Source organism: Cupriavidus necator A5-1, from assembly GCF_000744095.1.
Lineage (GTDB): Bacteria > Pseudomonadota > Gammaproteobacteria > Burkholderiales > Burkholderiaceae > Cupriavidus > Cupriavidus necator_A.
Window position 1 is genome coordinate 1,689,674 of the sequence record NZ_JQLI01000001.1, and the last position, 26,866, is coordinate 1,716,539.

Here is a 26,866-nt window from a genome sequence, read left to right on the forward strand (position 1 = left end):
GGCAGCTGGGAAGTGTGCGAGCAGAACCGCCTGCTCTTCATCTGGCACGATCCGGAAGGCCGTCCCGCGCCGCCCGAGGTTGCCATCCCGCGCATCGATGCCTGCTTCGCGCCCGAGTGGTCGGACTGGGCCCTCGACAAGATGCTGATCGGGACCAACTGCCGCGAACTGGTCGACAACATTGCCGACATGGCGCACTTTGGCACCGTGCACCGTGCACCGTGCACGGCGCACCGGTGGACTACTTCGCCAACCTGTTCGAAGGCCACAAGGCCACGCAGCTGATGATCGGACGCAGTGCCCGGCTGTCCGGCGACGCGCGGCTGACCGCGCACTCCACGTATTTCGGGCCGGCCTACCACATCACCGAGATGACCGGCCGCATGGGCGACCAGGAGATCCACTCGATCCTGCTCAACTGTCATGTTCCGATCGATCTCAACAGCTCGAGCTGCGCTACGGCGTGCTGGTGAAGAAGATCCCGGGCCTGTCCGACGAGCAGAACGATGCCGTCGCGCAAGCCTATGTGGAGCAGGCCCGCGCCACGTTCTACGAGGACGTGGCGATCTGGGACAGCAAGGTCCGCATCGATAACCCGCTCCTGTGCGAGGGCGACGGCCCGGTCTACCAGATGCGCGACTAGTATCAGCAGTTCTACACGGACGTAGAGCAGGTGCGCCCCGCAACCGTGGCGCGGCGGGTATGCGAACTGAATCCGGCGGGCATCGAGCCGCCGCTGCTGGGGCATGTCTTTGGGTAGCTTTCCCGTTGCTGATGCGACCCCTTCACACCTGCCATCACAGGACAACACTCATGTCACTGAACTATTCCCCGTCACAGCCTTGCCGGCTCCATCAGGTTCCCGGATGGGATCTTGAGACCGATGTCATCGTCGTCGGCTTTGGCGCCGCAGGCGCCTGCGCCGCCATCGAGGCGGCCGGCGCGGGCGCGGCCGTGACACTGCTGGAAGCGGCCTCCGGCAACGGCGGCACCAGCGCCCTGTCGGGCGGCGAAATCTATCTTGGCGGCAGTGGCGGAACGCCTGCCCAGCGGCAGGCCGGCTTCAGCGACGAGACCGAAGACCTGTTCCGCTACCTGATGATGGCAGGTGGCGCCGATGCTGATGCGGCGAAGGTGCGGGTCTACGCGGAGAACAGCCTTGCGCACCATGACTGGCTGGTCGCGCAAGGGGTCGTGTACAAGAACACCTTCCTGTCGGAGCGGATGCTGGAGCCGGTGACGGACGATTGCCTGATCTGGTCCGGCAGCGAAGAAGCCTGGCCGTTCGTTGAGCACGCCAGGCCTTGCCCGCGCGGCCACACGCCACAGTGGAACGGCTGGGGCAGCGGGCGCATGCTGATGGATGCGCTGGCGGCGCGCGTGGAGCAGCTGGGTGTGGCGATTCGCTATGACAGTCGGGTGCTTGCGCTGATCGCCGATGATGCCAATCATGTCCACGGTGTGGTGGTCCGCATGGACGGCCGGATCTGTTTTGCCCGGGCTCGCAGCGGCGTCATCCTGTGTGCCGGCGGCTTCGTGATGAATCGCGATATGGTCAGACGCCACGCGCCGCATTTGCTGCGCTCCGGCGATCCCATCGGAACCCCCGGCGACGATGGCACGGGCATCCTCCTCGGCATGAGCGTGGGTGGCGCATCGATCCACATGGACCAGGCCTTCCTGAGCCCACGGTCGCGCTCTACAACCGCTATGCCGCCGACGGCAATGACCCCCTGTTCCACAAGGCCGCACAATGGCTCAAGCCGCTCGATGAGCCGCCATTCGTCGCGCTGGATTGCCGGGTCGACTATGCGATGTATCCGCACTTCACCCTGGGTGGACTGGATACGCTGCCCTCCGGCGAGGTCATGACGGAGAAGCGCCAGCCGATTGGCGGCCTGTATGCGGCCGGGCGCACCACGTGCGGATTGCCGCGCTGGGGCGGCGGCTATAGTTCCGGCATGTCCCTGGCGCATGCGACTTTCTTTGGGCGGCAGGCAGGTTTGAGCGCTGCGAAAGCGCGCAAATGCAATGAATCGCCAGGACTTTCCCTTTGACCACAAGCAATGAGACGAAATATCCCTTCAGTGAGGTCTCACCGTCGAGCGATCTCGCCTCATGCCTTATCCCTCACGCCTGCCATGCCGCCGGCTTGGCCACCGATTTCCCGTAGCATTCGCGCGCGGACCTGACCACGTCGATCGGCAGCTTGCCGTCATCCGCCAGCGCCCGCAACGCGGCGACCGCGACGGAGAACCGATCTACCTCGAAGAACTCGCGCAGCGCCTGCCTGGTGTCGCTGCGCCCGAATCCGTCGGTGCCCAGCGTCACATAGCGGCCAGGTACATGCGCGCGGATCAGTTCTGGCACCGCCCTGACATAGTCCGTGGCCGCAATCACCGGGCCGTTCGACTTCGCCAGCGCCGTCTCCACATACGATCCGACATGCTGGTCGCTCAGCCGGTTGGTCCGTTCCACCGCGATGGCCTCGCGCTGCAATTCGGTGAAGCTGGTGACGCTCCACACCTGCGCCACCACGCCCCAATCCTCTGCAAGGATGCGCGCGGCGGCGATCACCTCTGGCAGGATCGCGCCCGATCCCAGCAGGCTGACCTGGCTCGCGGCCTGGTTCTCCGGCGTCAGTGAATACATGCCTTTCAGGATGCCATCGCGCAATGCTTCCACTGACCCGCCGTGGCAGTCCGGCCCCGTCGGCATTGACGGTTGCGCGTAGTTCTCGTTGCCGACCGTGACGTAGTAGAAGACGTCACGCTGCTGCTCGCCCATCTCGCGCATGCCATGCTCCAGGATCACCGCGGCCTCGTAGGCAAAGGCGGGGTCCCAGGCGCGGCAGTTCGGAATGGTCGATGCGGCAAGGTGGCTGGTGCCGTCCTGGTGCTGCAGGCCTTCGCCGCCCAGCGTGGTCTTGCCGGAGGTGGCACCGATCAGGAAGCCGCGGGCGCGCTGGTCCGCGGCCGCCCAGATCAGGTCGCCGATGCGCTGGAAGCCGAACATCGAGTAGTAGATGTAGAACGGCAGCATCGGCAGGTCGTGCACGCTGTAGGCGGTGGCCGCGGCGATCCATGAGGAGATGGCGCCGGCTTCGGAGATGCCTTCTTCCAGGATCTGCCCGCCAGTGGATTCGCGGTAGTAGAGCATCGAGCCCAGGTCTTCGGGCTCATAGCGCTGGCCGAGCGGGGAATAGATGCCGACCTGCCGGAACAGGTTGGCCATGCCGAAGGTGCGCGCCTCGTCGGCCACCACCGGCACGATGCGCGGGCCGAGCGCGGCATCCTTCAGCAGGCTGCCGAGCATGCGGACGATCGCCATCGTCGTCGACATCTCCTTGCCGCCTGCGTCCAGCGCGAAGCGAGCCCAGCTGTCCAGTGCCGGCACGGCGAGCCCCTCGGTCGCGGTCTGGCGGCGTCGCGGCAGGTAGCCGCCCAGCGCGGCGCGGCGCGCATGGAGATAGCGCATTTCCGGGCTGTCCGGCGCTGGCTTGTAGAACCGCACTGCTGCGACGTCCTCATCCGACAGCGGAAGCTGGAAGCGGTCGCGGAAGGCCTTCAGGTCATCGAGTTCGAGCTTCTTCTGCTGGTGGGTGGTCATGCGGCCCTGGCCGGCCGTGCCCATGCCGAAGCCTTTCATCGTCTTGGCGAGGATGACGGTCGGCTGGCCGCGGTGGTCCATCGCCTTGGCATAGGCGGCATGGAGCTTGCGCAGGTCGTGGCCGCCGCGGCGCAGGCGATCGATATCGTCGTTGCTCAGGTGCGCGGCCAGCGCGGCAAGCTCCGGGTTCTGCTGGAAGAAGTGTTCGCGGTTGTAGGCCCCGTCATTTGCCGAGAAGGTCTGGAACTGGCCGTCGACGGTCTGGGCGAAGGCGCGCAGCAGGGCCCCGGAACGATCGCGAGCGAACAGCTCGTCCCAGTCCGAACCCCACAGGACCTTGATCACATTCCATCCCGCGCCGGCGAACAGGGCTTCGAGTTCGTCGACGATGCGCCCGTTGCCGCGCACAGGCCCGTCGAGCCGCTGGAGGTTGCAGTTGATGACGAACACCAGGTTGTCCAGTTGCTCGCGTGCGGCGAGGGACAGCGCGCCGATCGACTCCGGCTCGTCCATCTCGCCGTCGCCAAAGAACCCCCAGACCTTGCGCTCCGATGCCGGCAGCAGCCCGCGATTCTGCAGGTAGCGCATGAAGCGCGCCTGGTAGATCGAGTTGATCGGCCCGATGCCCATCGAACCGGTCGGGAACTGCCAGAAATCCGGCATCAGCCATGGGTGGGGATACGAACACAGCCCCGGCCCGGCGATTTCCCGGCGGTAGTGTTCAAGATGCGACTCGCTGAGGAACCCTTCGAGATAGGCGCGCGCATACACGCCTGGTGCCGAGTGAGGCTGGAAGTAGACGAGGTCGCCACCCTGCCCGGCGTCGGCTGCACGGAAGAAATGGTTGAACCCCACCTCGAACAGGTCGGCCGCGGAGGCATAGCTGGCAATATGCCCGCCCAGTTCTCCATAGGCGCGGTTGGCGCGCACCACCATGGCCAGCGCATTCCAGCGCAGGGCGGCACCCAGGCGTGCTTCGATCTCCAGGTCGCCCGGGTAGGGCGGCTGCGCTTCGACGGGGATGGTATTCACATACGGGGTCGAAGTGATGCGCGCGGCCGCGAGGCCCCTGGTCGAGGCATGGGCGGCCAGGCGCTGGAGCAGGAACTGCGCGCGCGCGTTGCCTGCGTGCGCGACGACGCCCTCCAGCGCGTCCAGCCACTCGCGCGTTTCCTGTGGGTCGCTGTCCTCGTTGGCAGAAGGCAGGGCGAGCATCGATTGCATACCGTTTGATACATCCGTCATGGCACGACTCCGGTCCGAATTGCGGGGGAATGGATAAATCCTGTTGTCAACTAAGACTACGCCTGGAGCCGCGAAAAGTGTGTCTGTTTTGCCTTGTGAAAACGGGGATACGCAGTATAAATTCTCCAGAAAATGGTCATCAAACGGAATAGTTACATATGATCGAAAACGCACAAAGACTGGACCGCACCGACATTGCGATCCTCAACCAGCTCCAGCAGAACGCCCGCATCACCAACGCCGAACTCGCGCGCGCCGTGAACCTGTCGCCGACGCCCTGCTTCAACCGGGTCAAGGCACTCGAGAAAGCGGGCCTGATCAAGCAGCAGGTCACGCTGCTGAATCCGGAGCCGCTGGGACTGCGCATCAATGTGTTCATCCAGGTCAGCCTGGAGAAGCAGGTCGAAGATGCCTTGCGCCGCTTCGAAGAGGCGATCGACAAACGCCCCGAGGTGATGGAGTGCTACCTGATGACGGGCGACGCCGACTATTTGCTGCGCGTGGTGGTGCCAAGCATGCAGAGCCTCGAGCGCTTCATCCTGGAGCAGCTCACAAAGATCCCTGGGGTCTCCAATATCCGCTCGAGCTTTGCGCTGAAGCAGGTGAGGTACCGGACGGCGCTGCCGTTGCCGGCGGGCGGCTTGACGTTGAGCACGGATAGTGAGGAGGAAGCGTGGCGATAGATATCGCACCTGAAGGTGTGCGCATGACACCCTGTGGGGCGTTGAAAACCAGATTTGCATGCGTTGGCAGGGCCGCCATGTCTACCAGCCTTGATTTGAGGCGCTCAGCCGGCCATTATTGACAGGAAATTCGGGCATTGCTGCGCTCAGGATTTCCCGTCCCGTCCAGACGATATGCAGGCAGTGAGAGCTTTGGCGAGTTCCGGTTGCGAAATTGAGCATCCACGCTCGCGCAGGTGCCACCATCGATCGATCATCGCTCACGCCCATGAGTGCTGCCGCCGACGAATACCAGTTCAAGCCCCACGAGCGGCCAAAGATTCCGGGATCTCCGGCAACACCCGAGCACCCGACGCCGCGGCGTGTCGGCTATTTCTGCGTTGGCGTGCTGACGGGCCTGACGAGTGGCTTTGGCAATGCCCTCGTGGTGGCCAACCTGAACAATATCCAGGGTGTGTTTGGTCTTTACAACGATGAGGGCGCCTGGCTGTCGACCGTCTACGTGATGACCAACGTCTGCAGCAGCATGCTGCTCATCAAGTTTCGGCAGCGGTTCGGGCTCCAGCATTTCACGCGCATCTTCCTGTTCCTCTATGTGGCGGTCACCGCCGCCCACCTCTTCGTCCATACCTTTGGCATGGCACTGCTGGTGCGCGCCGCGAACGGCGTTGCAGCCAGCGCACTGAATACCCTCGCGTTGTACTACTTCATCCAGGCGCTACCCGAAAGGCACCGCCTGAGGGCTGTGGTGATCGGCTTCGGGCTGCCGCAACTGGCAACGCCGCTGGCCCGCACGTTTTCGACGGGAATGCTCGAGACGGGCAACTGGGACACGCTCTATCTGTTCGAACTAGGCTTGTCCCTGCTGTCGCTTGTGGCTGTCCTGCGACTGCGCCTGCCGCCCAGCGAGCACACGCGGGCTTTCGAGAAACTGGACTTCGTGACATTCGCGCTGTTTGCCCCCGGGGTCGCGCTGTTGTGCGCTGTATTGGGGCAGGGGCGCCTATTGTGGTGGACCGAGACGCCATGGCTGGGCTATGCGCTGTGCGGCGCCATCGTGCTGATAGCCGGCGCATTGTGGATTGAACACAATCGTGCCAATCCGCTGCTTAACACGCGCTGGCTGGGGCACCGCGCGATCATCCGGTTTGCGGTGGTTGCCACGTCGGTACGGGCCCTGCTATCCGAACAGTCATATGGGGCAGTGGGGCTCCTGAACGCCCTTGGCATGGGCAACGACCAGCTGGTTTCCCTTTACATCGTCGTTTCGCTGGCGACCGTGGCCGGCATTGCGGCCAGCGCGCTGACGCTGAATCCGCAGGACCTGGGGCGGCCGATTCGAATATCGCTGATCCTCATTGCCATCGGCGCATTCATCGACGCCAGCGCCACCAACCTGACGCGCCCGGCCAATATGTACCTGACCCAGGCGCTGATCGCATTTGCCGCGGTCTATTACCTCGGTCCGTCATTGCTGATCGGCATGTCGAGCGCGTTGTCCCGAGGGATGAGCCACTTCGTCAGCTTCTCCGCGCTGTTCAGTATCACCCAGTCACTCGGCGGGCTGGCAGGCTCCGCGCTGCTGGGGACTTTCCAGACGTATCGCGAGAAGTTCCATTCGCACGCCCTGGTGCAATCGATCAGCCTGAGCGATCCCTTCGACGCCGCGCGCATTCAGGCGCTCGCGGCGGCCTATGGCCGCGTCCTGGGCGATTCAGCGCTGCGCCAGGCGGAGGGCGCGGTGTTGCTTGCGCAGCAGGTCACCCGGGAAGCCAACGTGCTGGCGTACAACGATGTGTTCCTGCTGATCGGCGTCCTTGCGTCCGTCACCTTTGTCTGGCTCCTGGTCCTGCGCCTGCGCAATGTCGTTCCCGGCCATGCCCCGGCGGCCGCGCCGCCGGGGCAAACGCCCGGCAAGGAGGACCAACCGTGAGCGCAAACGAGCCGGACCGCGAGGCTGGCGCAGCGCAGGCCCCGGCCCAGGCGCCGCAGGAGCATGAAAGGCTGCAGGATCCGGTCGAGGTGCCGCAGGCCACCACCGCGCCGACGGGATGGGCGCCGCCCAAAGGCAGCCGCAGGGCGACGATCATCGTTGCCTGCGTGGCGCTGGCCGGCATCCTGATCATCTTGTACGCGTGGGGCTTGCCGCCGTTTTCCCGGATGGTCGTGGGCACGGACAATGCCTATGTGCGTGGCCAGACAACGATTATCAGCCCGCAGGTGAGCGGCTACGTGACCGCAGTCCCGGTGCATGATTTCGAGCTCGTCAAGGCGGGACAGGTCCTGCTGAAGATCGACGACCGCATCTACCGCCAGCGCGTGGAGCAGGCGAGCGCGGCGCTCGACACGCAGATCGCGAACCTGGACAACTCGGAGCAGGCACAGCGCTCGCGCGAGGCGACGGTGCTTGCGCAGAAAGCGAACCTGGACAATGCGCAGGCCCAGCTGCTCCGGGCCCGCGCCGATATGCGCCGCGTGGAGGAACTGGTGGCCGATGGTTCCGTTTCGCAGCGCGAGCGCGACCAGACCCGCGCCGCATTGCGCCAGGCCGAGGCCGCCGTCGAGCAGGCACGCGCCGCGGGCGAGATCGCGCGCCAGGATGTGCAGGCGGTCACCGTGGGCCGGGCCGGACTGCGGGCCTCGGTCGAATCCGCGCGCGCGGCCTTGCATCTGGCCGAGATCGACCTCTCCAACACCATCATTGTTGCGCCCCAGGACGGGCGCTTGAGCCAGATCGGCGCACGGCTGGGGCAATACGTCACGGCCGGCACGCAGCTGATGTTCCTGGTGCCGCGCCAGCTATGGGTGATTGCCAACTACAAGGAAGCGCAGACCTCGCGCATGGCGCCCGGCCAGCCTGCCAGCTTCCGGGTCGACGCGCTGGATAACGCGCGCCTCACCGGGCGCGTCGAGCAGCTCGCGCCGGCCGCCGGCTCGGAATTCGCGGTGATCCAGGCAGATAACGCGACCGGCAATTTCGTCAAGGTGGCGCAACGCATCGCGGTGCGGATTTCGATCGACCCGGACCAGCCGCTGGCCGAGCGGCTGCGTCCGGGAATGTCCGTGGAAGCGGAGGTCGACACGCGCGGCGGGAAGGAGAAAGCGCCGTGAAGCGTCGCCGGTCGTTGCTGTTGCTGGCGGCCGCGCTGCTCGGCGGCTGCGTCGGCCCCAGGCCGCCAGTACCGGCCGAAGCATCGGTCACCCCGCCGCTCGCCTGGCGGGTCGAGGCGGGGCCAAGCGCGCCGATCGAACGCGAGTGGTGGCAGCAATATGCCGATCCGATGCTCGCGGCACTGGTGGATCGTGCCCTGCGCAACAATGATGACGTTGGCATCGCCGTGGCGCGCGTCAACGAAGCGCGCGCGCTGGAGGGCCTGGCGCGGGCCCAGTTGCTGCCGACGTTGGACTTTGCCTTACCCGCGGCCAGGGCGCGCAGCCTCAATGCGGTGGGCAGGGAACTCACGATAAACACCGCCGCCCCGCAGCTTCAGGCCGCCTATGAAGTCGACCTGTTCGGCCGCCTCGGCGATCAGGCGGAGGCGACGCGGGAGAATATGCTGGCCAGGCAAGCGGCGCACGACACAGTCGTGCTGGCGGTCGCGGCGGCAACCGCGCGATCGTATATCACGCTACGGGCGCTCGACGCCCAGCTGGAGGTGGTGCGGCAGACACTGGTGTCGCGCGCGGAAGCACTACGGCTTGCGGATACCCGCGCCCGGGCGGGATACACCTCCCAACTTGAGCTCGAGCAGGCCCGCGCCGAGTACGAGTCGACCGCGCAGGCGGTACCGCAGGCCGAACTGGCCATTGCCCGCCAGGAAAACGCGCTGAGCCAGCTGGTCGGCGATTCGCCGCCCGTGGCGATCGAGCGCGGCGTGCCGCTGTCCGAACTGCACGAGCCGCCTGTCCCGGAGGGGCTGCCTGCCGACCTGTTGCGGCGCCGCCCGGATATCGCCCAGGCCGAGTTCGACCTGGCGGCCACCGATGCCAGCCTAAGCGCGGCGCGCAAGGCGTACCTGCCGCAGTTGCACCTGTCCGCTTCCGGGGGGCTGCTGTACGCCACGCGCGCGGTGAATCCGGTCACGATCTGGTCGCTTGGGGGCAGCGTACTCGCACCGATCTTTGAAGGCGGCCGCATCCAGGCTAACGCGGATGCAGCCGCCGCACGCCGGGACCAGGCTGCCTTTGCTTATCGGCGCGTGGTGCTGACGGCATTCCGCGAGGTCAACGACAATCTGGCCGCCCTGCAAAAGCTGGATGAGCAGGTGCAGCGTCTGCAGCTGCAGCGCAATGCCCTTGCGGCCACGCTGCGTCACGCCACCAATCGCTACCGGGCCGGCTATTCGCCATATCTCGAACAGCTCGACGCCCAGCGCGGGCTTCTGAATGCTGAGCTCAGCCTGGTCCAGGCCCGCGCCGATCGTCTCAACGCGAGCGTTGCGCTGTATCAAGCGATGGGCGGCGGATGGCGGGCGGACGCAACGCTGCGCTAACGTGGAGGAAGTGTTCCATAGCGCTGCGTCGAAAGATACCGTCACGGGCAGAAATTGCCTTGCCAAACTCTGCTTAGGCAGCTATATTCCAGTGAACCGAATCAGGAGGCCCTCATGGAAGCAAAGAAGCGCTCGGTCATCGCAGAACTGAGCACTGGCGAACTTGGCTTTCTCGTCACAGAAGTGCGCAGCCATTTGCTTGCCGGTGTCGAGCGCGAGTTGGAACCGTTGCAGATTACAGCGGCTCAGTTCGTGGTGCTGAACAGCATCATGTCGGGCAAGGGCCGCACGCTCAGCGAATTCTGCCGGTTGCTCGGCTACGATTCGGGGGCAATGACGCGACTGCTGGACCGCATTGAGGCCAAGGGCATTATCCGCCGGGTGGAGAACCCGGCCGACCGGCGCAGCCACCTCGTCGAACTGACCGAGCAAGGCCAGGCGGTCTTCCCGCAGGCACGGTTGGGTACCGAAGTGGCGATTCGCCGCCTGCTTTCCGGCTTCAGCGAAAACGATGCCGAGGCGCTGCGCGAGATGCTCAAGCGCATCGTGGCAAATGCGGCCGAGGGCTGAGCCCGGCCATTTTTTTGAATATTTATCTGCCTAGGCACATTAAGCCTGGGCAAATAAGTACGGAGAAAGGCGATGACTATTCCACGAAAGGCGCGCACCGTCCCGGCCTTGCGACGCCTCGGCGTACTGGGCGCAGCCGTGCTCCTGGCGAGCTGCGCCAGCATGAAGGGGCTGGAGACGCAGGCCACGGTGGACGATGCGAACCGCCTCGCCGCGACCGCATCGCTGGGCGCTACCCCCGTGTCGCCGGCGGCATGGCCGGAGCGCGCATGGTGGCAGGGCTTTGGCGACCCGCAGCTGGATGCGCTGGTCGAGGCGGCCCTGGCCGGACAGCCGACGCTGCGCATCGCCGCGGCGCGAGTGCGCCAGGCGGATGCGCTGGCAGGCGGTGCCGAAGCCGCGCTGTCTCCGCAAGTCAACCTGAACGCCAGGAGCACGCGCCAGCGCTTCAGCGAGAACGGCCTCGTGCCACGGCCGCTGGCAGGCAGCTGGAAATGGGCCAGCGACGTGCAGCTTGGCCTCGGCTACGAGCTGGACTTCTGGGGCAAGAACCAGGCGACGTTCGACGCTGCGCTCGACCGCGCCCGCGCCGCGGAAGTCGACTACCACGCGGCGGAACTGATCCTGACCACGTCCGTGGTGCGGACCTACCTGAAGCTCGATGCCGCCTATGCGCAGCGCGCGCTGACCGAACAGACCTATCGCCAGCGCCAGAACACGCTGGAGCTGACGCGCCGGCGCGTCGACGCGCAACTCGACTCGCGGCTCGACATGAAGCAGGCCGAAGCGGCGCTGCCCGCCACGCGCGAGCGCCTTGCCGCGATCAACGAGATTATTGCGCTGACCCAGAACCAGCTCGCCGCGCTGGTCGGCAAAGGCCCGGACGCGGGCGCCGATATCCGCCGCCCGCAGCTTCGCGATGACTACGCGGTAGCAGTCCCGGCTTCGCTGCCGGCCGAGCTGATCGGCCGCCGGCCGGACGTGGTCGCGCAGCGCTGGCGCGTGGAAGCTGCCAGACACGATATCAAGGCGGCCAAGGCCCAGTTCTATCCCAACATCAGCCTGACCGCGTTTGCGGGCCTGCAAAGCCTGAGCCTGTCCGACCTGCTGACGGCGGGCAGCCGCACCTTCGGCATCGGCCCGGCGATCTCGCTGCCGATCTTCGACGGTGGCCGGCTGCGCTCCAACCTCGGCGCCAGGCAGGCGGAATACGACACTGCTGCCGAGCAATACAACGCCACGCTGGTCACCGCGCTGCATGACGTGGTCAACCAGCTGGTGTCGCTGCGCTGGCTGGCCGAGCGCGCCGGCGAACAGCAACAAGCGCTGCAGCTGACGCAGGAGGCCTACGACATGGCCGTGTCGCGCTATCGCAGTGGCGTCGGCAACTACCTGCAGGTGCTGTCGGCCGAAGGCCAGGTCCTGCAGCAGAAGCAATTGCTGATCGATCTCGACACCCAGGGGCGCAGCTTGCACCTGGAACTGATCCGCGCCCTCGGCGGCGGATACGAAACGGCTGCCGCGCCTGGGGCCGGCGCTGGCAAGGCCGCGACACCCACCACACGGAGCGCATCTTGAATCCCGCAAGCCAACCCAATCCCACGAACAATACGCCGGCAGAGCAGGGTGATGCCCGCCCGTCGCGCCGCCGGCGCATCGTCGCCGCGGCCTCGGTCGCGGTGGCCCTTGCCGCGGCGGCCGGCTATTGGGTGCAATACGGGCGCCACCAGGTGTCGACGGAGGACGCCTATGTCGAAGGCAATGTGGTGCAGGTGACGCCGCAGGTAGGCGGCGTGGTGACTGCGATCCTTGCCGACAACACCGACCTGGTCGAGTCCGGCAAGACGCTGGTCGAACTCAACGGCGTCGATGCACAGCTCGCCCTTGCCGCGGCGCAGGCCCAGCTTGCCCGCACCGTGCGCCAGGTGCGCGGCCAGTTTGCCGCTGCGGGCCAGGACCGGGCCAACGTGGAACTGCGCTCGGTCGACCTGGCGCGGGCCCAGGAGGACATGGCGCGCCGCTCGGCGCTGGCCGCCAGCGGCGCCATCTCCGGCGAGGAACTGGTCCATGCGACACAGGCCGTGCGCACCGCGAAGGCGTCGCTGGCCATGGCGACCGAGCAGCTCAAGCGCAACCAGGCACTGGTCGAGCGCACCTCGGTCGATTCCCACCCCGACGTGCAGGCGGCCGCGGCGCAGGTGCGCAATGCCAGCATCGCGCTGTCGCGCACGCGCATTCCGGCGCCGGTCGGCGGCGTGATCACCAAGCGATCGGTGCAGGTGGGACAGCGTGTCAGCGCCGGCGTGCCGATGATGTCGGTGGTACCGCTGGACCACCTGTGGGTCACGGCCAACCTGAAGGAATCGCAACTGCGCGATATCCGCCTGGGCCAGCCGGTCACGCTGACCACCGACCTGTATGGCGACGGCGTGGTGTACCACGGCCGTGTCATCGGGCAGGACGCCGGCACCGGCAGTGCCTTTGCATTGCTGCCGGCGCAGAACGCCACCGGCAACTGGATCAAGGTGGTGCAGCGCGTGCCGGTGCGCATCGCGCTCACCCCCGCGGAAGTCGCGGCCCACCCGCTGCAGATCGGCCTGTCGATGAAAGTCTCGGTGGATACGCGCTCGCGCGAAGGCAAGCGGCTGGTCGCCGTCGATGCGTCGGGCCAGAACTACCGCACCACGGTGTTCGCCGACGAGCTGGCCCGCGCCGACGTACTGGTGCGCCGCATTGTCGAAGAAAACCTGTAGGCACCGCAATCCAACGGAGACGCCGGCATGAAACCCGCTAAACCCCAAGGCCTGCTGCTGCTGACGATCGGCGCGCTGACCTCGATCGACTTCCTGCAGAACGGCATGGTGGCCTTTGCCGCCTCCCCCATCATGGGCGAGATCGGCGCCAGCCCCGAGGAGTACAGCACCGTCGCGGCGGCATATGCGAGCGTGGCCGTGGTGGTGATCGCGCTGCAGCGCTGGATGGTGGAACGCGTGGGATGGCGCCGCTATGTCCAGGCCGCGCTCGGCGTGGCTGCGACCGGTGCGATCCTGTGTGCGAATGCCGACAGCTATCCGGCCCTCCTGGTTGGCCGCATGGTGATGGCGCTCGGCTGTGGGGGCATGCTGACCTCGGCGCGGCTGGCGGTGAACCTGATCCCTCCGAGTCCGGCAAGGTTCCTCGGCATCAAGGCGCTGGCCACGGGCATTTGCTGCGGCACGGCGGTCGCGCCCTGGCTGGCCTCCGTCATCGTCACCGCGGACCGGTGGCCCCTGATCTTCTGGCTGGTGGCCGCGGCCGTGCTGGCGTTGCTCCCGGCCACCAGCGTCCTGCCGACGGCCACGCTGGCGCCGGCGCAACGCTCCGACGCGCATCCGGTGCGGCTCGCCGCGCTGGCAGTGGGCAGTTTCCTGGTCCTGTTCGTGCTGCAGCGTTCCTACTACGACTTCTACGCCGACCGGCTGTGGCTGGTGATCGGCGCGGTTGCGGGCGCCAGCGCGCTGCTTGCCTTCATCTGGACCGAATCGAAAAGCGCACGGCCGCTGCTCAAGCTGCGCAGCCTGGTCGAGCCGCGCTACCTGAGCGGCCTCGCGCTCTTTACCTTCTGCTATGTCACGCTGGGCTCGAACGGCTACCTGCTGCCGATCATGCTGCAGCGCTCGCTGGGACACTCATGGGCTACCGCTGGGCAGTTCTATGCGTTGGGCCTGGCCGCCGGCGTCGCGACGTGGCTGACGATCTCGCGCCTGCTGCCGCGCTGGCCCAACCCGCGCAAGTACTTCGTCACAGGCTTCCTGGCGCTGGCGGCCTCCGCCTGGCTGATGAGCCGGACCACGCCCGCGCCCGACCTGTGGGGCCATATCCTGCCCGCGCTCGCGCTCTATGGGGTGTTCATCATGATGCTGATGCCGGTCACGGCCATGCAGACCTTCAACGGCGTAGCGCACGACGAGTCAGTGTTCTCACACGCGCAGCAGACCAAGAACATGCTGGCGCAGATGGGTCAGGCGCTGGGCGTGACGGTGGCAACGGTTGGCCAGCAGTGGCTGACCACGCTGCACTACAGCACGCTGCATGGCACCATCAATCCCGCCAACCCGCAGTTCCAGGAAGCCCATGCGCGCTTCAGAGCGGCGTTCTCCGCCTCGATGGATCCGGTGCGCGCCGCGGAATTCGCCACCGCGCAGATCGCGCAGGTACTGGCGCAGCAGTCCGCGCTGCTGGCCAATATCGATCATTTCCGCGCGCTCGCGGTGGTGGCGGTGCTGGCGATTGGTGTCAGCATGTTCCAGAAGGTGCTGCGATGAGCGCCGGGCCGATGACGACGGATAGGGTCGCGCTGTCCGATGTGCTGGTCGCGACCGGCCGCCTGCGGCGCATTACCCAGCATGGCGCCACGCAGGTCTTGCGCGACACGGACCTGACCGTGCCGCAGTGGCTGATCCTGTGCCACCTGCGCAGTGCCGGTGGCAGCACCCTCACCGAGACCGCCGCCGCCATCGACCATGACACTGGCGCGCTGTCGCGCGTGGTGCACTTGTTGCGCGAGCGCGAGCTGATCGTGGCGCTGAGGGTGCCGGGAGACCGGCGCAGCGTCAGTTTGTGCATCAGCCCATCGGGAGAGGTTCTGTGCGACAAGGTCGATGCCCAACTGCGCAGGCAGATGGCCGACGCGCTCGACGGCGACATGGCGGGGCCGGAATTGCGCATGCTGCTGCATCTGATGAACAAGGCCGTTGCGGCGCTGTCAGCGCCCGCCATGGAGGACTGAGTCTGGTGGGGGTGGACGGCGTGTAACGGCCGCTGGCCCTTAGAATTGACGCGTTCCGGATGGCCGATGTAGACGGCCAGCCCGGCTTGCCATAGCTGCCTGCGGAGATGGCCTGTCATGGATATCCACCTCGCGCTTCATGGCCGCCACGACCTGGCGGGACAGATCTACCGGCAACTGCGCGCCGGCGTGATGGAGGGGCGCCTGGTGGCGGGCCAGCGGCTGCCTTCCACCCGCGAGCTGGCGATCAATCTGGGTGTATCGCGCAAGACCACGCTGGATGCGTTCGAACGGCTGATCACGGAAGGCTACCTGCGCACGCGCGCGGGCGACGGCACCTTCGTGGCCGATGCGATGACGCGCCTCGCGCAGGCACCCGCACATCCGCTGGCGCACCCCGTCTTGCCCGATACTGCGCGCCCCCCGGCCCGGCCGCTCACCATCTGGGAGACGCTGCCCGGCGCCATGCCGATGACCCGGCCGGGCTCGCCACCACAATTCGATTTTGTCGGGGCGTCACGGACAAGACCCGCTATCCGTTCGAGGCATGGCGGCGTTGCGTGAACCATGCCTTGCGCGAGCAGGCGCGCGGCCGGGGCGAATATCACGATCCCGTCGGTGAGCGGGCCCTGCGCGAAGCGGTATCGCGATACCTCGCGTTCAATCGGGCCGTGCTGGCGCCCTGGCAGCAGATATTCGTCACGCAGGGCGCCCAGCAGGCACTGGACCTGCTCGCACGCGTGACCGTGCGCCACGGCGATGTCATTGCAGTGGAGGACCCGGGCTATCCGCCGCCGCGCATGCTCTTTGCTGCCACCGGCGCGCAGGTGGTGCCGGTACCGGTCGACGCCCAGGGCATTGTCGTGGACGCGTTGCCCCCGGACGCGCGCATGGTCTACGTGACGCCATCGCACCAGTTCCCGCTGGGCATGCCGATGGAAATGGAGCGCCGCCTGGCGCTGCTTGCCTGGGCGCAACGGCACGGCGCGCTGATCGTCGAAGACGACTACGACGGCGAATTCCGCTTCGAAGGGCGGCCGATGGAATCCCTGAAGAGCCTGGACAAGGCCGATGTCGTCGCTTACGTCGGCACCTTCTCGAAGACGATCTTCCCCGAGCTGCGCATCGGCTACGTCGTGCCGCCGGCCGAGCTGACCGCGGCGCTGCGCCAGGCCAAGCAGGCGATCGACTGGCATAGCTGCACCATGACCCAGGCCGCGCTTGCCCGCTTCATGCACGATGGCGACTTCGCCCGGCACCTGCGCCGCATGCACAAGGTGTATGCGGCCAGGCGCAACGCGCTGCTGGCACATCTGCATGGCGGGCTGGCAGCCTGGCTGAGGCCGCTGCCCAGTGCCGCCGGCATCCACTTGGTGGCGCTGCTGCGGCCAGGCCTGGCTGAAGACGACCTGATCGCGCGTGCCAATGCGGCATCCGTGGGCCTGTATGGCATTTCGGGCATGTACGCCGGCCAGGCGACGCAGGCGGGGCTGCTGTTCGGATATGGCGGCATCGAGGTAAGCGAAATCCACCTGGGACTGCAGCGTTTGGCAGAGGTGCTGGAAGGCTGGCACCTGTAGGCGCGCGATCGCCACTGGTTACCTGGAAATACCGCAAAAGTGGTAACAGTCGCCCGCCTAATCTTCTCTCCAAGGCAGCGGCATCCCCGCTGTTCCCCTGATAAATGGAGCAAGTCATGCAACAACGTCTCGACTTTTACAAGGCCAGTCCCGCCACCATCAAGGCCGTCCTCGGGCTGGAGGAGCGCATCGCCAAGAGCGAACTGGAAAAGCCGCTGGTGGAGCTGGTCCGCCTGCGTGCCTCGCAGATCAACGGCCGCGCCTACTGTATCGACCTGCACACCGCCGACGCACGCAAGGGCGGCGAGGACGACCCTGCAGGTCTGGCGCGAGACCCCGTTCTTCACCGCGCGCGAACAGGCGGCGCTCGCCTGGACCGAAGCCGTGACGCTGGTGTCGCAAGACCATGTGCCGGACGCCGTCTGGGAAGCCGTGCGGCCGCATTTCACCGATGCCGAACTGGTCGACCTGACGCTGCTGGTTGCCGCCATCAACACGTGGAACCGGTTCGCGATCTCGTTCCGCAAGACGCCGGCCTGAGCGGGAAGAGCACAGCAGGCTTTAGCGCGCGTCAAAGCGCGTTGCCAGCCCCCCGCGGCGAAACGTGTCGACAACGAAATCGATGAACACGCGCGTCTTGGGGGGCAGCAGCTTCTTGTTGGGGTAGTACAGCGACACCGGCCCGTTGTCGGCATACCATCCCGGCAGCAGCCGCATCAGCGCACCGCTCTCCAACCAGCTGGCGGCATGCGGCGTCGGCAGCAGCGCGACGCCGAAGCCGAGCATGGCCGCATGCGCCATCGCTTCCGGGTCGTCGAAGACCATCCGCGTGCGGTGCTCGGCGGGCGCCTCTTCGCCGACCTGGTTGCGCAGCGTCCACGCGCGCAGCCGGCCGGTCGGACCTGAGCGCCGCACGATCCCGTCGAGGACGGCAAGATCGCGCGGATGCTTTGGCAAGGGCCTGCCCTTCATGTACGCAGGCGATGCCGTCACCACGATGTGCGTATGCGCCAGTTCGCGCGCGACCACACCGTCGGTCAACTCTATCCCGCCGCCGATCGCGGCATCGAAGCCGTCCTGGATCAGGTCCACAGGCCGGTTCTCGAAGTGCCAGTCCGGCACGATCGCGGGATAGCGTTCCAGGAATTCTCCCAGCAGCGGTACCAGGTATTCCCTGCCGAAGGCGAGCGCCATGCTGACTTTCAGCACGCCCGCGGGTTTGCCGGCGTCTTGCGAGGCACTGGCAAAGGCGTCGCGCAGGGTCGAGAACGGATCGGATACCTGCCGCAGGAATTGTTCGCCGCTGGCGGTCAGCGTTAGCTGGCGCGTGCTGCGCTGGAACAGCCGCAGGCCCAGGTGCGATTCCAGGCGCGCCACGTTCTTGCTGATCGCGGCAGGCGTCAACCCAAGCTGGCGCGCCGCGGCCGAAAAACTGCCGGCTTCAGCACTCCGGACGAACGATTCGAGAAGATTCAGCGCTTCCATGCCTCCAGCTTATACCAGCGGTTGAAAAAGCTGATGCCGATTTGTGGCTACCGGCGATGCAATGCGCCAACCATACTGTCCTCACCAACTTCTCATGTTCAGGAGCACTTCATGACCACCCTCTCAGGAAAAACTGCTTTTGTCACCGGTGGCGCCCGCGGCATCGGCGCAGCGATTGTCCGCCGCCTGGCGCGCGAGGGCGCGGCAGTCGCCTTCACTTACCAGCAATCCGCGGTCGCGGCTAATGCGCTGGTGGCCGAAGTGGAGGCCGCCGGCGGCCGCGCGCTCGCCATCCAGGCCGATGCCGCCGACCCCGGCGCGCTCACCGGCGCGATCAACGAAGTCGCACACCAGTTCGGCAAGCTCGACATCCTGGTGAACAACGCCGGCGTGCTGCTGCTGGGCCCGGTCGAGAGCTTCTCGCTGGAAGACTTCGACAGGACGCTCGCCGTCAACGTGCGCGCCGTCTTCGTCGCCGCGAAAGCTGCACTGGCGCACATGGGGCAGGGCGGCCGCATTATCAATATCGGCAGCACCAATGCCGACCGCATGCCGTTCCCCGGCGGCAGCGCGTATGCCATGAGCAAGTCCGCGCTGCTGGGCCTGGTGCAGGGCATGGCGCGCGACCTGGGTCCGCGCGGCATCACCGTCAACAACATCCAGCCGGGTCCGACCAACACCGACATGAATCCGGAAGCCGGCGAATTCGGCGCCGCGCTGCATGGCCTGATGGCGCTGCAACGCCACGCGACGCCGGACGAGATCGCGGGCATGGTGGCCTACGTCGCGGGTCCGGAAGCCGGCTTCGTGACGGGCGCCAGCCTGACCATCGATGGCGGGTTCAGCGCCTGATTTTTTGAGCGATAGCGGCCGCCTCACGCGGCCGCCGCGCGTAACCGCCTTGCGGTAAAGCGCAGCACGATGCGGCTGCCCTCTGCCAGTCTGGCCGGTTCACGCGTGTGCAGCCTCACGTCACACTCGCCTGCACGAACCTGCAGGACGGCTGGCATCCATGTGTCATCGCCCGCTTGCGCCACCGCGCCGTCATAATCGTCCGGGGCGGGCGTGCAGATCCCCTGCGGCAGCCTCACTGCCAGCGCATGACCTGCCGGCCCGGCCATGACGTTGCCGGCCAGCTCGTACGGACGCCCCAGCACGGCGCCGGCAAGCTCCACGTCGCCGGCCGACACCAGCTGCCGGGCGTAGGTCGAGGAGCACGGCGCGTCGCTGCCGGCTTCGGCTGCCTGCCGCAATGCGACCGGGTTGACCGTAAAGCCGTGGCGCAGCCCGGATTGCACCAGGTAAGCCACGTCGCCCTTGCGCTGGTGCCCGCACGCAAAATTCTCCCCCACCACCAGGGCCCGCATGCCGAGCCCGCCCAGCAGGGTTTGTTCGACGAATGCGTCCACGGGCTGCGCGCTGCGCGCACGGTCAAAGCGGATCACCAGGCAGGCATCCGCGGCACCGCTCGCGGCCAGTAGCGCCAGGCGCTGCCCGACGCTGCCGAGCAGCGGCGGCGCGCGGTGCGGCGTGACCACGGCACGCGGGTGCGGATCGAAGGTGACCACCACGGTAGGCAGCCCCAGCGCATCGCCGCGGGCGCGCAACTGCGCCAGCACGGCGCGGTGTCCGCGATGCACGCCATCGAACATGCCGATCGATACCACGGCGCCGGACGGCGCGAAGGCTTCTGCTTCGGAGAGTAGCTGCATGGGAGGCTCCCGGTGAAACATGAGAGCCATGCTAGGCGGCACCGGCCCGCGCTGCCAGCGGGCGCGCCAGCATAGCAACTATAACCAGCGCGATGGTGAGGGCTTACCCCGATGCCTCAGGCACGGCCGACGCCTGCTGCTGGAACAACTCGCGCAGTACCCCGCGTATCCACTGGTTGCCGCTCTCGCGATGCACGCGGTCGTGCCAGTACATCGCAATCTCGATCTCGGGCAAGGCCAGCGGTGGCGTGACCAGTTGCAGCCCCATCTCGTCGGCCAGGATGCGGCCCAGCGTCATCGGCAACAGTGCCACCGCGTCGGAGCGGCATGCCACCAGCGCGGCGGTCGTGAACATGGGCACGCGACAGACGATCCTCTCGACCGGCACGGTGGCCTCCACCGCGCGCTCCACCGACAGATGCTCGTGCCCGGTCCCCGCTGCCGTGACCAGCACGTGCTGCTCCGCGATGAACGCCGCGAGGTCCGGGCTCGCGCCCAGGCGCGGGTGGCCGCGGCGCGTCACGGCCACATAGCGCTCGCGCCACAGCGGCTGGCGCCGAATGCCCTGCGTCAGGCCGGGGAACGAGCCTATGGCCAGGTCGACCAGCCCGGACTCCAGCCACAGGTCGATGTGCTGTGCGTCGCAATTGACGGCCTGCACATGCACGCCGGGCGCGTCGTTGGCCAGGCGGTTGATGAGCGGCGGCAGCATCTGCGCCCCGCCGGCATCGACAACGAACAAGCTGAAGGTGCGTGACGACGTGGCGGGATCAAAGACCACGTGGTCTGAACGCAGCGCGCGCATGCGTTCCAGGATGCCGCGCACCGGCTCGGCCAGCGCCAGTGCCTTGGGCGTGGGTTCCATGCGCAAGGCCACGCGCACGAACAGCGGATCGCCAAAGTACGTGCGCAGCTTTGCCAGCGTCTTGCTCAGCGCCGGCTGCGTGATGTTGAGCACGCGTGCGGCCCTGGTCAGGCTGCGCTCGGCGAGCAGCACGTCGAGCACCTGCAGGTGATGCAGGCCCAGGTCGTCTTCATGCCGCTGAGGAATAGTGTCCATGACGTCGTCTCAATAGTAGAAGTCCGGCGTTGCAACTAGTCTACGTGGAACGCGCCGCCATGAATACAACAAGCGCGCATCGCACCGGTGGCTACACATGGACCGGGATGCGAGAAGTCATCACCAAAGGAGGACGACATGAACGGATTTCCCTTCTCGGCGCCGCCGAGCAGCCAGCACAGAGAACTTCTCGATGGCATCAGTGCGCAGCGGTTCAGGGAGGCGCTGTCGCGCGCCGCCACGCCGGTGACGGTGATTGCCACCAATGGCCAGGCTGGCGAGGCGGGCGTGACCTGCTCGGCGGTCTGCTCGGTTTGCGACAACCCGCCGACAGTGCTGGTCTGCATCAATCGCAACAGCTACGCCAATGCGGTCATCAAGGCCAACGGCGTGCTCAGTGTCAACTGGCTGCACGCGGGGCAGTCCGGGCTGTCGCAGGTTTTCGCCGGCGCCGGCGGGCTGCCGATGCCCGAACGCTTTGCCACCGGCACCTGGCATCGGCAGCGCACCGGGTCGCCGTGCAGCAGCGATGCCTCGCTGACGCTGGACTGCCGCGTCAGCGAGGCCTTCGAAGTGGGGAGCCACAGCATCTTCCTCGCCCGGGTCGTAGCGGCCGCGCACGACGAGACGGACAGCGTTCCCCCTTTGGTCTATTGCCAGCGCAGCTACGCGACTACCACACCGGTCGCAGCTTAGGCGCCGCGCGCCGCTTTCCCTGAACCCCAAACCACGCGAGTCCGCACGGCCCGCGCAGCAGAGCTTTTGCCAAGGAGACACCGCCATGATTCGTACCGGCAAGCAGTACCTGGAATCCCTGAACGACGGCCGCGACGTCTGGGTCGGCAACGAGAAGATCGACAACGTTGCCACCCACCCCAAGACACGCGACTACGCGCAGCGCCACGCCGATTTCTACGACCTGCACCATCGTCCGGACCTGCAGGACGTGATGACTTATATCGACGAGGATGGCCAACGCCGTGCCATGCAGTGGTTCGGCCACCGCGACAAGGAGCAGCTGCGCCGCAAGCGCAAGTACCACGAGACCGTCATGCGCGAGATGGCGGGCGCGTCGTTCCCCCGCACGCCGGACGTCAACAATTATGTGCTGACCACCTACATCGACGACCCCGCGCCGTGGGAAACGCAGTCGATCGGCGCCGACGGGCATATCCAGGCCGGCAATATCGTCGACTTTATCCGCTACGCCCGGGAGCATGACCTGAACTGCGCCCCGCAGTTCGTGGACCCGCAGATGGACCGTTCCAGCCCGGACGCGCAGGAGCGCTCGCCCGGCCTGCGCGTGGTGGAAAAGAACGACAAGGGCATCGTGGTGAACGGCGTGAAGGCCATCGGCACCGGCGTGGCCTTTGCCGACTGGATCCACATCGGCGTGTTCTTCCGCCCCGGGATTCCCGGCGAGCAGGTCATCTTTGCCGCGACACCGGTCAACACGCCGGGCGTGACCATCGTTTGCCGCGAAAGCCTGGTCAAGGAAGACAAGGTCGAGCACCCGCTTGCCGCGCAGGGCGACGAACTCGATGGCATGACCGTGTTCGAGAACGTCTTCATCCCGTGGTCGCACGTCTTCCACATCGGCAATCCCAACCATGCCAAGCTGTACCCGCAGCGCGTGTTCGACTGGCTGCACTACCATGCGCTGATCCGCCAGATGGTGCGGGCCGAGCTGGTGGCCGGCCTGGCGGTGCTGATCACCGAGCATATCGGCACCAACAAGATCCCGGCCGTGCAGACGCGCGTGGCCAAGCTGATCGGCTTCCACCAGGCCATGCTCGCGCACGTGATCGCCAGTGAGGAACTAGGCTTCCATACGCCCGGCGGCCACTACAAGCCCAACATCCTGATCTACGACTTCGGGCGCGCGCTTTACCTTGAGAACTTCTCGCAGATGATCTACGAGCTGGTGGACCTGTCGGGCCGCAGTGCGTTGATCTTTGCCAGCGAGGACCAGTGGAACGACGACAAGCTCAACGGCTGGTTCGAGCGCATGAACAACGGCCCGGTGGGCCGCCCGCATGACCGCGTGAAGATCGGCCGCGTGATCCGCGACCTGTTCCTCAGCGACTGGGGCAGCCGCCTGCTCGTGTTCGAGAACTTCAACGGCACGCCGCTGCAGAGCATCCGCATGCTGACCATGCAGCGCGCCGAGTTCTCGGGCTCCGGCCCGTACGGCAAGCTGGCGCGGCAGGTGTGCGGCATCGACTCGGCGGTGACCGACGACACCGAATACCGCAAGACCGCCGACTACGCCAAGGCGCTCGACGCCGCACGGCACCAGGAAGAAGTCGCGCTTGCGGGCGCCATGGCGATTTAACCGCGCACGGCGGGCGGGAGGAAGGGGCTCCGCCCGGCCCGCCGGCGTTTTTTTTGCATCCACAAGAGAAGGAAACCATCATGACTGCCACCATTTCCCTTGCTACCCTGTTCGGCGAGGCACGCAGCCAGAACGGCTGGCTCGACCGCGACGTCCCCGATGCCAGGCTGCGCGAGATCTATGACCAGATGAAGTTCGGCCCGACCTCGGTCAACTGCTCGCCTGCGCGCATCGTCTTCGCACGCAGCATGGAAGCCAAGCAAAAGCTCGCGGGCGCCGTGGCGCCGGCCAACGTCGACAAGGTGATGAACGCGCCGGTGGTGGCCATCGTCGGCTATGACACCCGCTTCTACGACCACCTGCCAGAACTGTTTCCGCACAACCCTGCGGTCAAGTCCTGGTTCGAGGGCCCGGAGAAGGCCGCCTTTGCCGAGACCACGGCGTTCCGCAATGGCACGCTGCAGGGGGCGTACCTGATCATGGCGGCGCGCGCGGTCGGGCTGGATTGCGGTCCGATGTCGGGCTTCAACAATGCCGCGGTGGACGTGGCTTTCTTTGCGGGAACGACGATCCGGTCTAACTTTATCTGTGGGCTGGGCCATGGCGATCCCGGCCGGGTGTTTCCGCGCAGCCCGCGCTTGGCGTTCGAGCAGGCCTGCACGCTGGCGTAGCCCGTACGGTCCGACCCCGGCTTCCCCACCATCCAACGGAGACAAGCATGCGCAACCTCGACGAGGACACCATCACCCAGGCGGTGCTGGCGCGCCTGGACGACACGCCCGATCCACGCGTCAGGGAGATCGTCGCCAGCCTGGTGCGGCACCTGCACGACTTTGCACGCGAAGTGAGGCTGACGGAGGCGGAGTGGTTGCAGGGCATCCGCTTCCTGACAGCCACCGGCCACAAGTGCGATGACAAGCGGCAGGAATTCATCCTGCTCAGCGACGTGCTCGGCCTGTCGATGCTGACGGTCTGCATGAACAACCGGAAGCCGGCCGGCTGCACCGAAGCCACGGTGTTCGGCCCGTTCCACGTGGAAGGCGCACCACACTACGAGGATGGCGCCGATCTCGCCAACGGCGCCAAAGGCGAGCCGTGCGAAGTGTCCTGCACCATCCGCGACCTCGCCGGGGAGCCGGTTGCGGGTGCGACCATCGATGTCTGGCAGGCCGATGCCGACGGCCGCTACGACGTGCAGTATGCCGGCCTGGACCAGGCCCAGGGGCGTGGCGTGCTGCACAGCGATGCGAACGGCAGGTTCCGCTTCCGCACGGTGCTGGCGCAGGCGTACCCGATCCCGGATGACGGCCCGGTGGGTGACTTGCTGCGTGCCACGGGCCGGCACCCGTGGCGGCCCGCGCACCTGCACTTCATGATCCAGGCGCCGGGCTACGAGACGCTGGTCACCCATGTTTTCCGCAAGGGCGACCAGTATCTCGATTCCGACGCGGTGTTTGGTGTGCGCGAGTCGCTGGTGGGGGAGTGGGTTCGGCAGGGTGATGGCAGCTGGCGGCTCGATTTCGACTTCGTGCTGAATCGCGCGCAGGGGGCGTAGCAAGGTTTGCTGACAGACTGTCTACGCCACCGGTTTGCTCCCCTCTCCCGCTTGCGGTAGGGGCCGGGGGAGAGGGCAGGCGCATGGCAAGCATCGGGGCGCCCCGCTTCGAGGAGGCGCCTGCCCTCTCCCCCGCCCCTCTCCCATAAATGGGAGAGGGGAGGCAACACTCACAGTTTCAGCTTTGCCAGCATTCTCGGCCGGCATGCCGCGCCGGCCGAGTACTCCCGCTACTCACCTCAATCAATACTCGCCCCCGATTCCCGCACCAGCTTCGCCCACTTGTCCGTATCGCGCCGGATCAGCACCGAGAACTGCTCCGGTGTCGAAGTCAGCGGCGACGCCCCCGCCTGCACCAGCTTGTCCCGCATCGCCTTGTCCTGCGCAATACGCGTGATTTCCTGCGACAAGCGGCTGGCCACGGCCGGCGGCAAGCCGCGCGGCCCGACCACGCCGAACCAGACATCCGCCTCGTAGCCGCTGATACCAGCCTCGGCCATGGTCGGCACGTCCGGCAGCGCGGGCGAGCGCGTGGCGCTGGTCACTGCCAGCGCACGCAGGCGGCCCGCCTTCACATGCGGCAACGAGCCCGGCAGGTTGTCGAACATCAGCTGCACCTGGTTGGCTTGTCAGGGTAGGGGCCGGCGAAGGCCAGCGTGGTTGCGAGCGTGGTTGCCAGCGTCAGACATGTTGCAGCCAGTGCATGTGCGATTGGTTTCATCAGACTTGCTCCGGGAAATCCTGCCCTTGATGGCGCGCGCTCGAACGATACGGCGCGGGCGAGCCCGGCGCGCAAGGCAGCGTCAAGCGCGCAGTCACCCTGTCCGGTCAGGACATCATCTGTATCGACAGCCCGGTGAAACATGCCTTCACCTTCACTGCCTTCCCTGTCGCTCTTCGTCGAGTGCGAGAGCGAAGCCGAGTTCGACAAGGCCTTTGGCTGGCTCTCGACCGGCGGCATGGTGCTGATGCCGCCGGACAACTACGGGTTCAGCCGCCGCTTCAGCTGGGTCAATGACCGCTATGGGGTGTCGTGGCAGCTGAACCTGCAATGACGCGTACGGATGGCGCCGACTTTCGCCAAGGCACTGCCTATGGCATGCGTGCCGGCTCCGCAAAGGCCCGCAGGAACGCAAGTCCGGGCTGTGCCGCAGCGCTGCCTTCAATGACCGTCTTCAGCGCTGGCTCGGGCAACCAGGGATAGGGCAGCGACGACTGCAAGGCCGACAGCACTGCCGCGCCCGGATCCGGCACCGAGTCCATCCGCTCGATATGAATATGCAGGCTGGCGATACGGTAGGAACCGTCGTCCCCGGCGGCGAAGCCCCAGCTGTAGAAGCCTTTTCCCGCGCGCAAGGTGTGGGCCGCCGTTTCGCGCATCACCACCAGCCACGGGATTGTCATGGTGTTCCCGGTGAGCGCGGCGGCGGTGTCGCCGATGTAGTAGGTCCGACAGTGGTCGAACGTCTTCGCAAAGTCGCTCACCAGCGTCGCGGCGATGGCCGGCGCGCCTTCCGTCTTCGCCGGAAAGCTGATGGTGTCGGTGTCGATCGAGAACGTCAGCGACGCATCCTGCGCAAACGCTTCAGCGATCAGCGCCGGCCGATTGTTGTCCTTGGCCTCGACATAGAGGGCGAGCAGCGCTTTCGCCGCGGTGAGTGAGATCGGGTTCATGCCGGGTAACCTTTCGGGGTGGAGGGGATGGCACGCAAGCGCCGGGGCGATGCAGAGGGTTTGATAGAATTTGGCACAAAGCTTGCCTTGCAAGCTA

At 66.5% G+C, this 26,866-nt stretch carries 21 protein-coding genes and 4 pseudogenes; 19 read left to right on the top strand and 6 right to left on the bottom strand.

What is annotated here, in order from left to right:
* Positions 1 to 760, top strand: a pseudogene (locus K307_RS07395) (3-ketosteroid-9-alpha-hydroxylase); the annotation flags it as partial.
* A gap of 53 nt (positions 761 to 813) precedes the next feature.
* Positions 814 to 2,057, top strand: a pseudogene (locus K307_RS07400) (FAD-dependent oxidoreductase).
* Between the two features lie 73 nt (positions 2,058 to 2,130).
* Here K307_RS07400 and mdeB read toward each other — a convergent pair.
* Entirely contained in the window at positions 2,131 to 4,854 is a 2,724-nt protein-coding gene (gene mdeB, locus K307_RS07405; protein WP_042877338.1) for an alpha-ketoglutarate dehydrogenase, read from the bottom strand.
* A gap of 158 nt (positions 4,855 to 5,012) precedes the next feature.
* On the opposite strand from mdeB, the gene K307_RS07410 reads away from it, so the two are divergent.
* From K307_RS07410 to K307_RS07460, 11 genes and pseudogenes are all read left to right on the top strand, one after another.
* Positions 5,013 to 5,537 carry an Lrp/AsnC family transcriptional regulator gene (locus K307_RS07410; protein ID WP_042877341.1) on the top strand — a complete coding sequence of 175 codons (525 nt, stop codon included), beginning with the start codon at positions 5,013 to 5,015 and terminating at the stop codon, positions 5,535 to 5,537.
* Positions 5,538 to 5,805: 268 nt separating this feature from the next.
* A complete protein-coding gene (locus tag K307_RS07415) occupies positions 5,806 to 7,470 on the top strand; it encodes an MFS transporter (RefSeq protein WP_042877343.1) in 1,665 nt (554 codons plus the stop codon).
* Positions 7,467 to 8,648 carry an HlyD family secretion protein gene (locus tag K307_RS07420; protein ID WP_042877346.1) on the top strand — a complete coding sequence of 394 codons (1,182 nt, stop codon included), beginning with the start codon at positions 7,467 to 7,469 and terminating at the stop codon, positions 8,646 to 8,648. Before K307_RS07415 ends, K307_RS07420 begins: the two co-directional genes overlap by 4 nt.
* A 14-nt stretch (positions 8,649 to 8,662) precedes the next feature.
* Complete coding sequence (locus K307_RS07425; protein ID WP_230625579.1) at positions 8,663 to 10,030, top strand: efflux transporter outer membrane subunit; 1,368 nt, start codon at positions 8,663 to 8,665, stop codon at positions 10,028 to 10,030.
* A gap of 114 nt (positions 10,031 to 10,144) precedes the next feature.
* Entirely contained in the window at positions 10,145 to 10,600 is a 456-nt protein-coding gene (locus K307_RS07430; protein ID WP_042877352.1) for a MarR family winged helix-turn-helix transcriptional regulator, read from the top strand.
* 72 nt (positions 10,601 to 10,672) lie between these two features.
* Positions 10,673 to 12,178, top strand: a complete 1,506-nt coding sequence (locus tag K307_RS07435) for an efflux transporter outer membrane subunit (protein ID WP_051974742.1) — start codon at positions 10,673 to 10,675, stop codon at positions 12,176 to 12,178.
* Positions 12,175 to 13,353: an efflux RND transporter periplasmic adaptor subunit gene (locus K307_RS07440; RefSeq protein WP_042877355.1), complete on the top strand. Its 1,179-nt coding sequence runs from the start codon at positions 12,175 to 12,177 to the stop codon at positions 13,351 to 13,353. The genes K307_RS07435 and K307_RS07440 overlap by 4 nt, the downstream gene beginning before the upstream one ends.
* Positions 13,354 to 13,380: 27 nt before the next feature.
* The gene (locus K307_RS07445; protein ID WP_042877357.1) at positions 13,381 to 14,904 is read left to right on the top strand and encodes an MFS transporter; all 1,524 of its coding nucleotides are present in this window, start codon (positions 13,381 to 13,383) and stop codon (positions 14,902 to 14,904) included.
* Positions 14,901 to 15,368, top strand: coding sequence for a MarR family winged helix-turn-helix transcriptional regulator (locus K307_RS44315; protein WP_051974743.1), 468 nt, complete (start codon positions 14,901 to 14,903; stop codon positions 15,366 to 15,368). Before K307_RS07445 ends, K307_RS44315 begins: the two co-directional genes overlap by 4 nt.
* Positions 15,369 to 15,485: 117 nt before the next feature.
* Positions 15,486 to 16,948 (top strand): annotated as a pseudogene (locus tag K307_RS07455) (PLP-dependent aminotransferase family protein).
* A 116-nt stretch (positions 16,949 to 17,064) separates the two neighbouring features.
* Positions 17,065 to 17,488: pseudogene (locus K307_RS07460) on the top strand (carboxymuconolactone decarboxylase family protein).
* Positions 17,489 to 17,509: 21 nt separating this feature from the next.
* Here K307_RS07460 and K307_RS07465 read toward each other — a convergent pair.
* Complete coding sequence (locus tag K307_RS07465) at positions 17,510 to 18,433, bottom strand: LysR family transcriptional regulator (RefSeq protein ID WP_042877359.1); 924 nt, start codon at positions 18,431 to 18,433, stop codon at positions 17,510 to 17,512.
* 111 nt (positions 18,434 to 18,544) lie between these two features.
* Between K307_RS07465 and K307_RS07470 the strand changes: the two genes are divergently transcribed.
* On the top strand, positions 18,545 to 19,285 hold the full coding sequence (locus K307_RS07470; protein ID WP_042877362.1) for an SDR family oxidoreductase: 741 nt from the start codon (positions 18,545 to 18,547) through the stop codon (positions 19,283 to 19,285).
* 23 nt (positions 19,286 to 19,308) lie between these two features.
* Here K307_RS07470 and K307_RS07475 read toward each other — a convergent pair whose 3' ends face one another.
* A complete protein-coding gene (locus tag K307_RS07475; RefSeq protein ID WP_051974744.1) occupies positions 19,309 to 20,145 on the bottom strand; it encodes an FAD synthetase family protein in 837 nt (278 codons plus the stop codon).
* 103 nt (positions 20,146 to 20,248) lie between these two features.
* On the bottom strand, positions 20,249 to 21,205 hold the full coding sequence (locus tag K307_RS07480; protein WP_042877364.1) for a LysR family transcriptional regulator: 957 nt from the start codon (positions 21,203 to 21,205) through the stop codon (positions 20,249 to 20,251).
* 138 nt (positions 21,206 to 21,343) lie between these two features.
* On the opposite strand from K307_RS07480, the gene K307_RS07485 reads away from it, so the two are divergent.
* The 4 genes from K307_RS07485 (at position 21,344) to K307_RS07500 (ending at position 25,095) form a co-directional block, all read left to right on the top strand.
* Entirely contained in the window at positions 21,344 to 21,901 is a 558-nt protein-coding gene (locus tag K307_RS07485; RefSeq protein WP_051974745.1) for a flavin reductase, read from the top strand.
* Positions 21,902 to 21,986: 85 nt separating this feature from the next.
* Positions 21,987 to 23,540, top strand: a complete 1,554-nt coding sequence (locus K307_RS07490) for a 4-hydroxyphenylacetate 3-hydroxylase family protein (protein WP_042877366.1) — start codon at positions 21,987 to 21,989, stop codon at positions 23,538 to 23,540.
* 80 nt (positions 23,541 to 23,620) lie between these two features.
* On the top strand, positions 23,621 to 24,211 hold the full coding sequence (locus K307_RS07495; RefSeq protein WP_042877369.1) for a malonic semialdehyde reductase: 591 nt from the start codon (positions 23,621 to 23,623) through the stop codon (positions 24,209 to 24,211).
* Between the two features lie 47 nt (positions 24,212 to 24,258).
* On the top strand, positions 24,259 to 25,095 hold the full coding sequence (locus tag K307_RS07500) for an intradiol ring-cleavage dioxygenase (RefSeq protein ID WP_042877371.1): 837 nt from the start codon (positions 24,259 to 24,261) through the stop codon (positions 25,093 to 25,095).
* Positions 25,096 to 25,334: 239 nt separating this feature from the next.
* On the opposite strand, the gene K307_RS07505 is transcribed toward K307_RS07500, so the two are convergent.
* Complete coding sequence (locus tag K307_RS07505) at positions 25,335 to 25,703, bottom strand: tripartite tricarboxylate transporter substrate-binding protein (protein WP_230625580.1); 369 nt, start codon at positions 25,701 to 25,703, stop codon at positions 25,335 to 25,337.
* A 255-nt stretch (positions 25,704 to 25,958) separates the two neighbouring features.
* Between K307_RS07505 and K307_RS45880 the strand changes: the two genes are divergently transcribed.
* A complete protein-coding gene (locus K307_RS45880) occupies positions 25,959 to 26,150 on the top strand; it encodes a VOC family protein (protein ID WP_051974746.1) in 192 nt (63 codons plus the stop codon).
* A gap of 37 nt (positions 26,151 to 26,187) precedes the next feature.
* Here the strand turns inward: K307_RS45880 and K307_RS07515 are convergent, their stop codons facing one another.
* Positions 26,188 to 26,862, bottom strand: a complete 675-nt coding sequence (locus tag K307_RS07515; RefSeq protein WP_329955814.1) for a nuclear transport factor 2 family protein — start codon at positions 26,860 to 26,862, stop codon at positions 26,188 to 26,190.
* Positions 26,863 to 26,866: the final 4 nt, after the last annotated feature.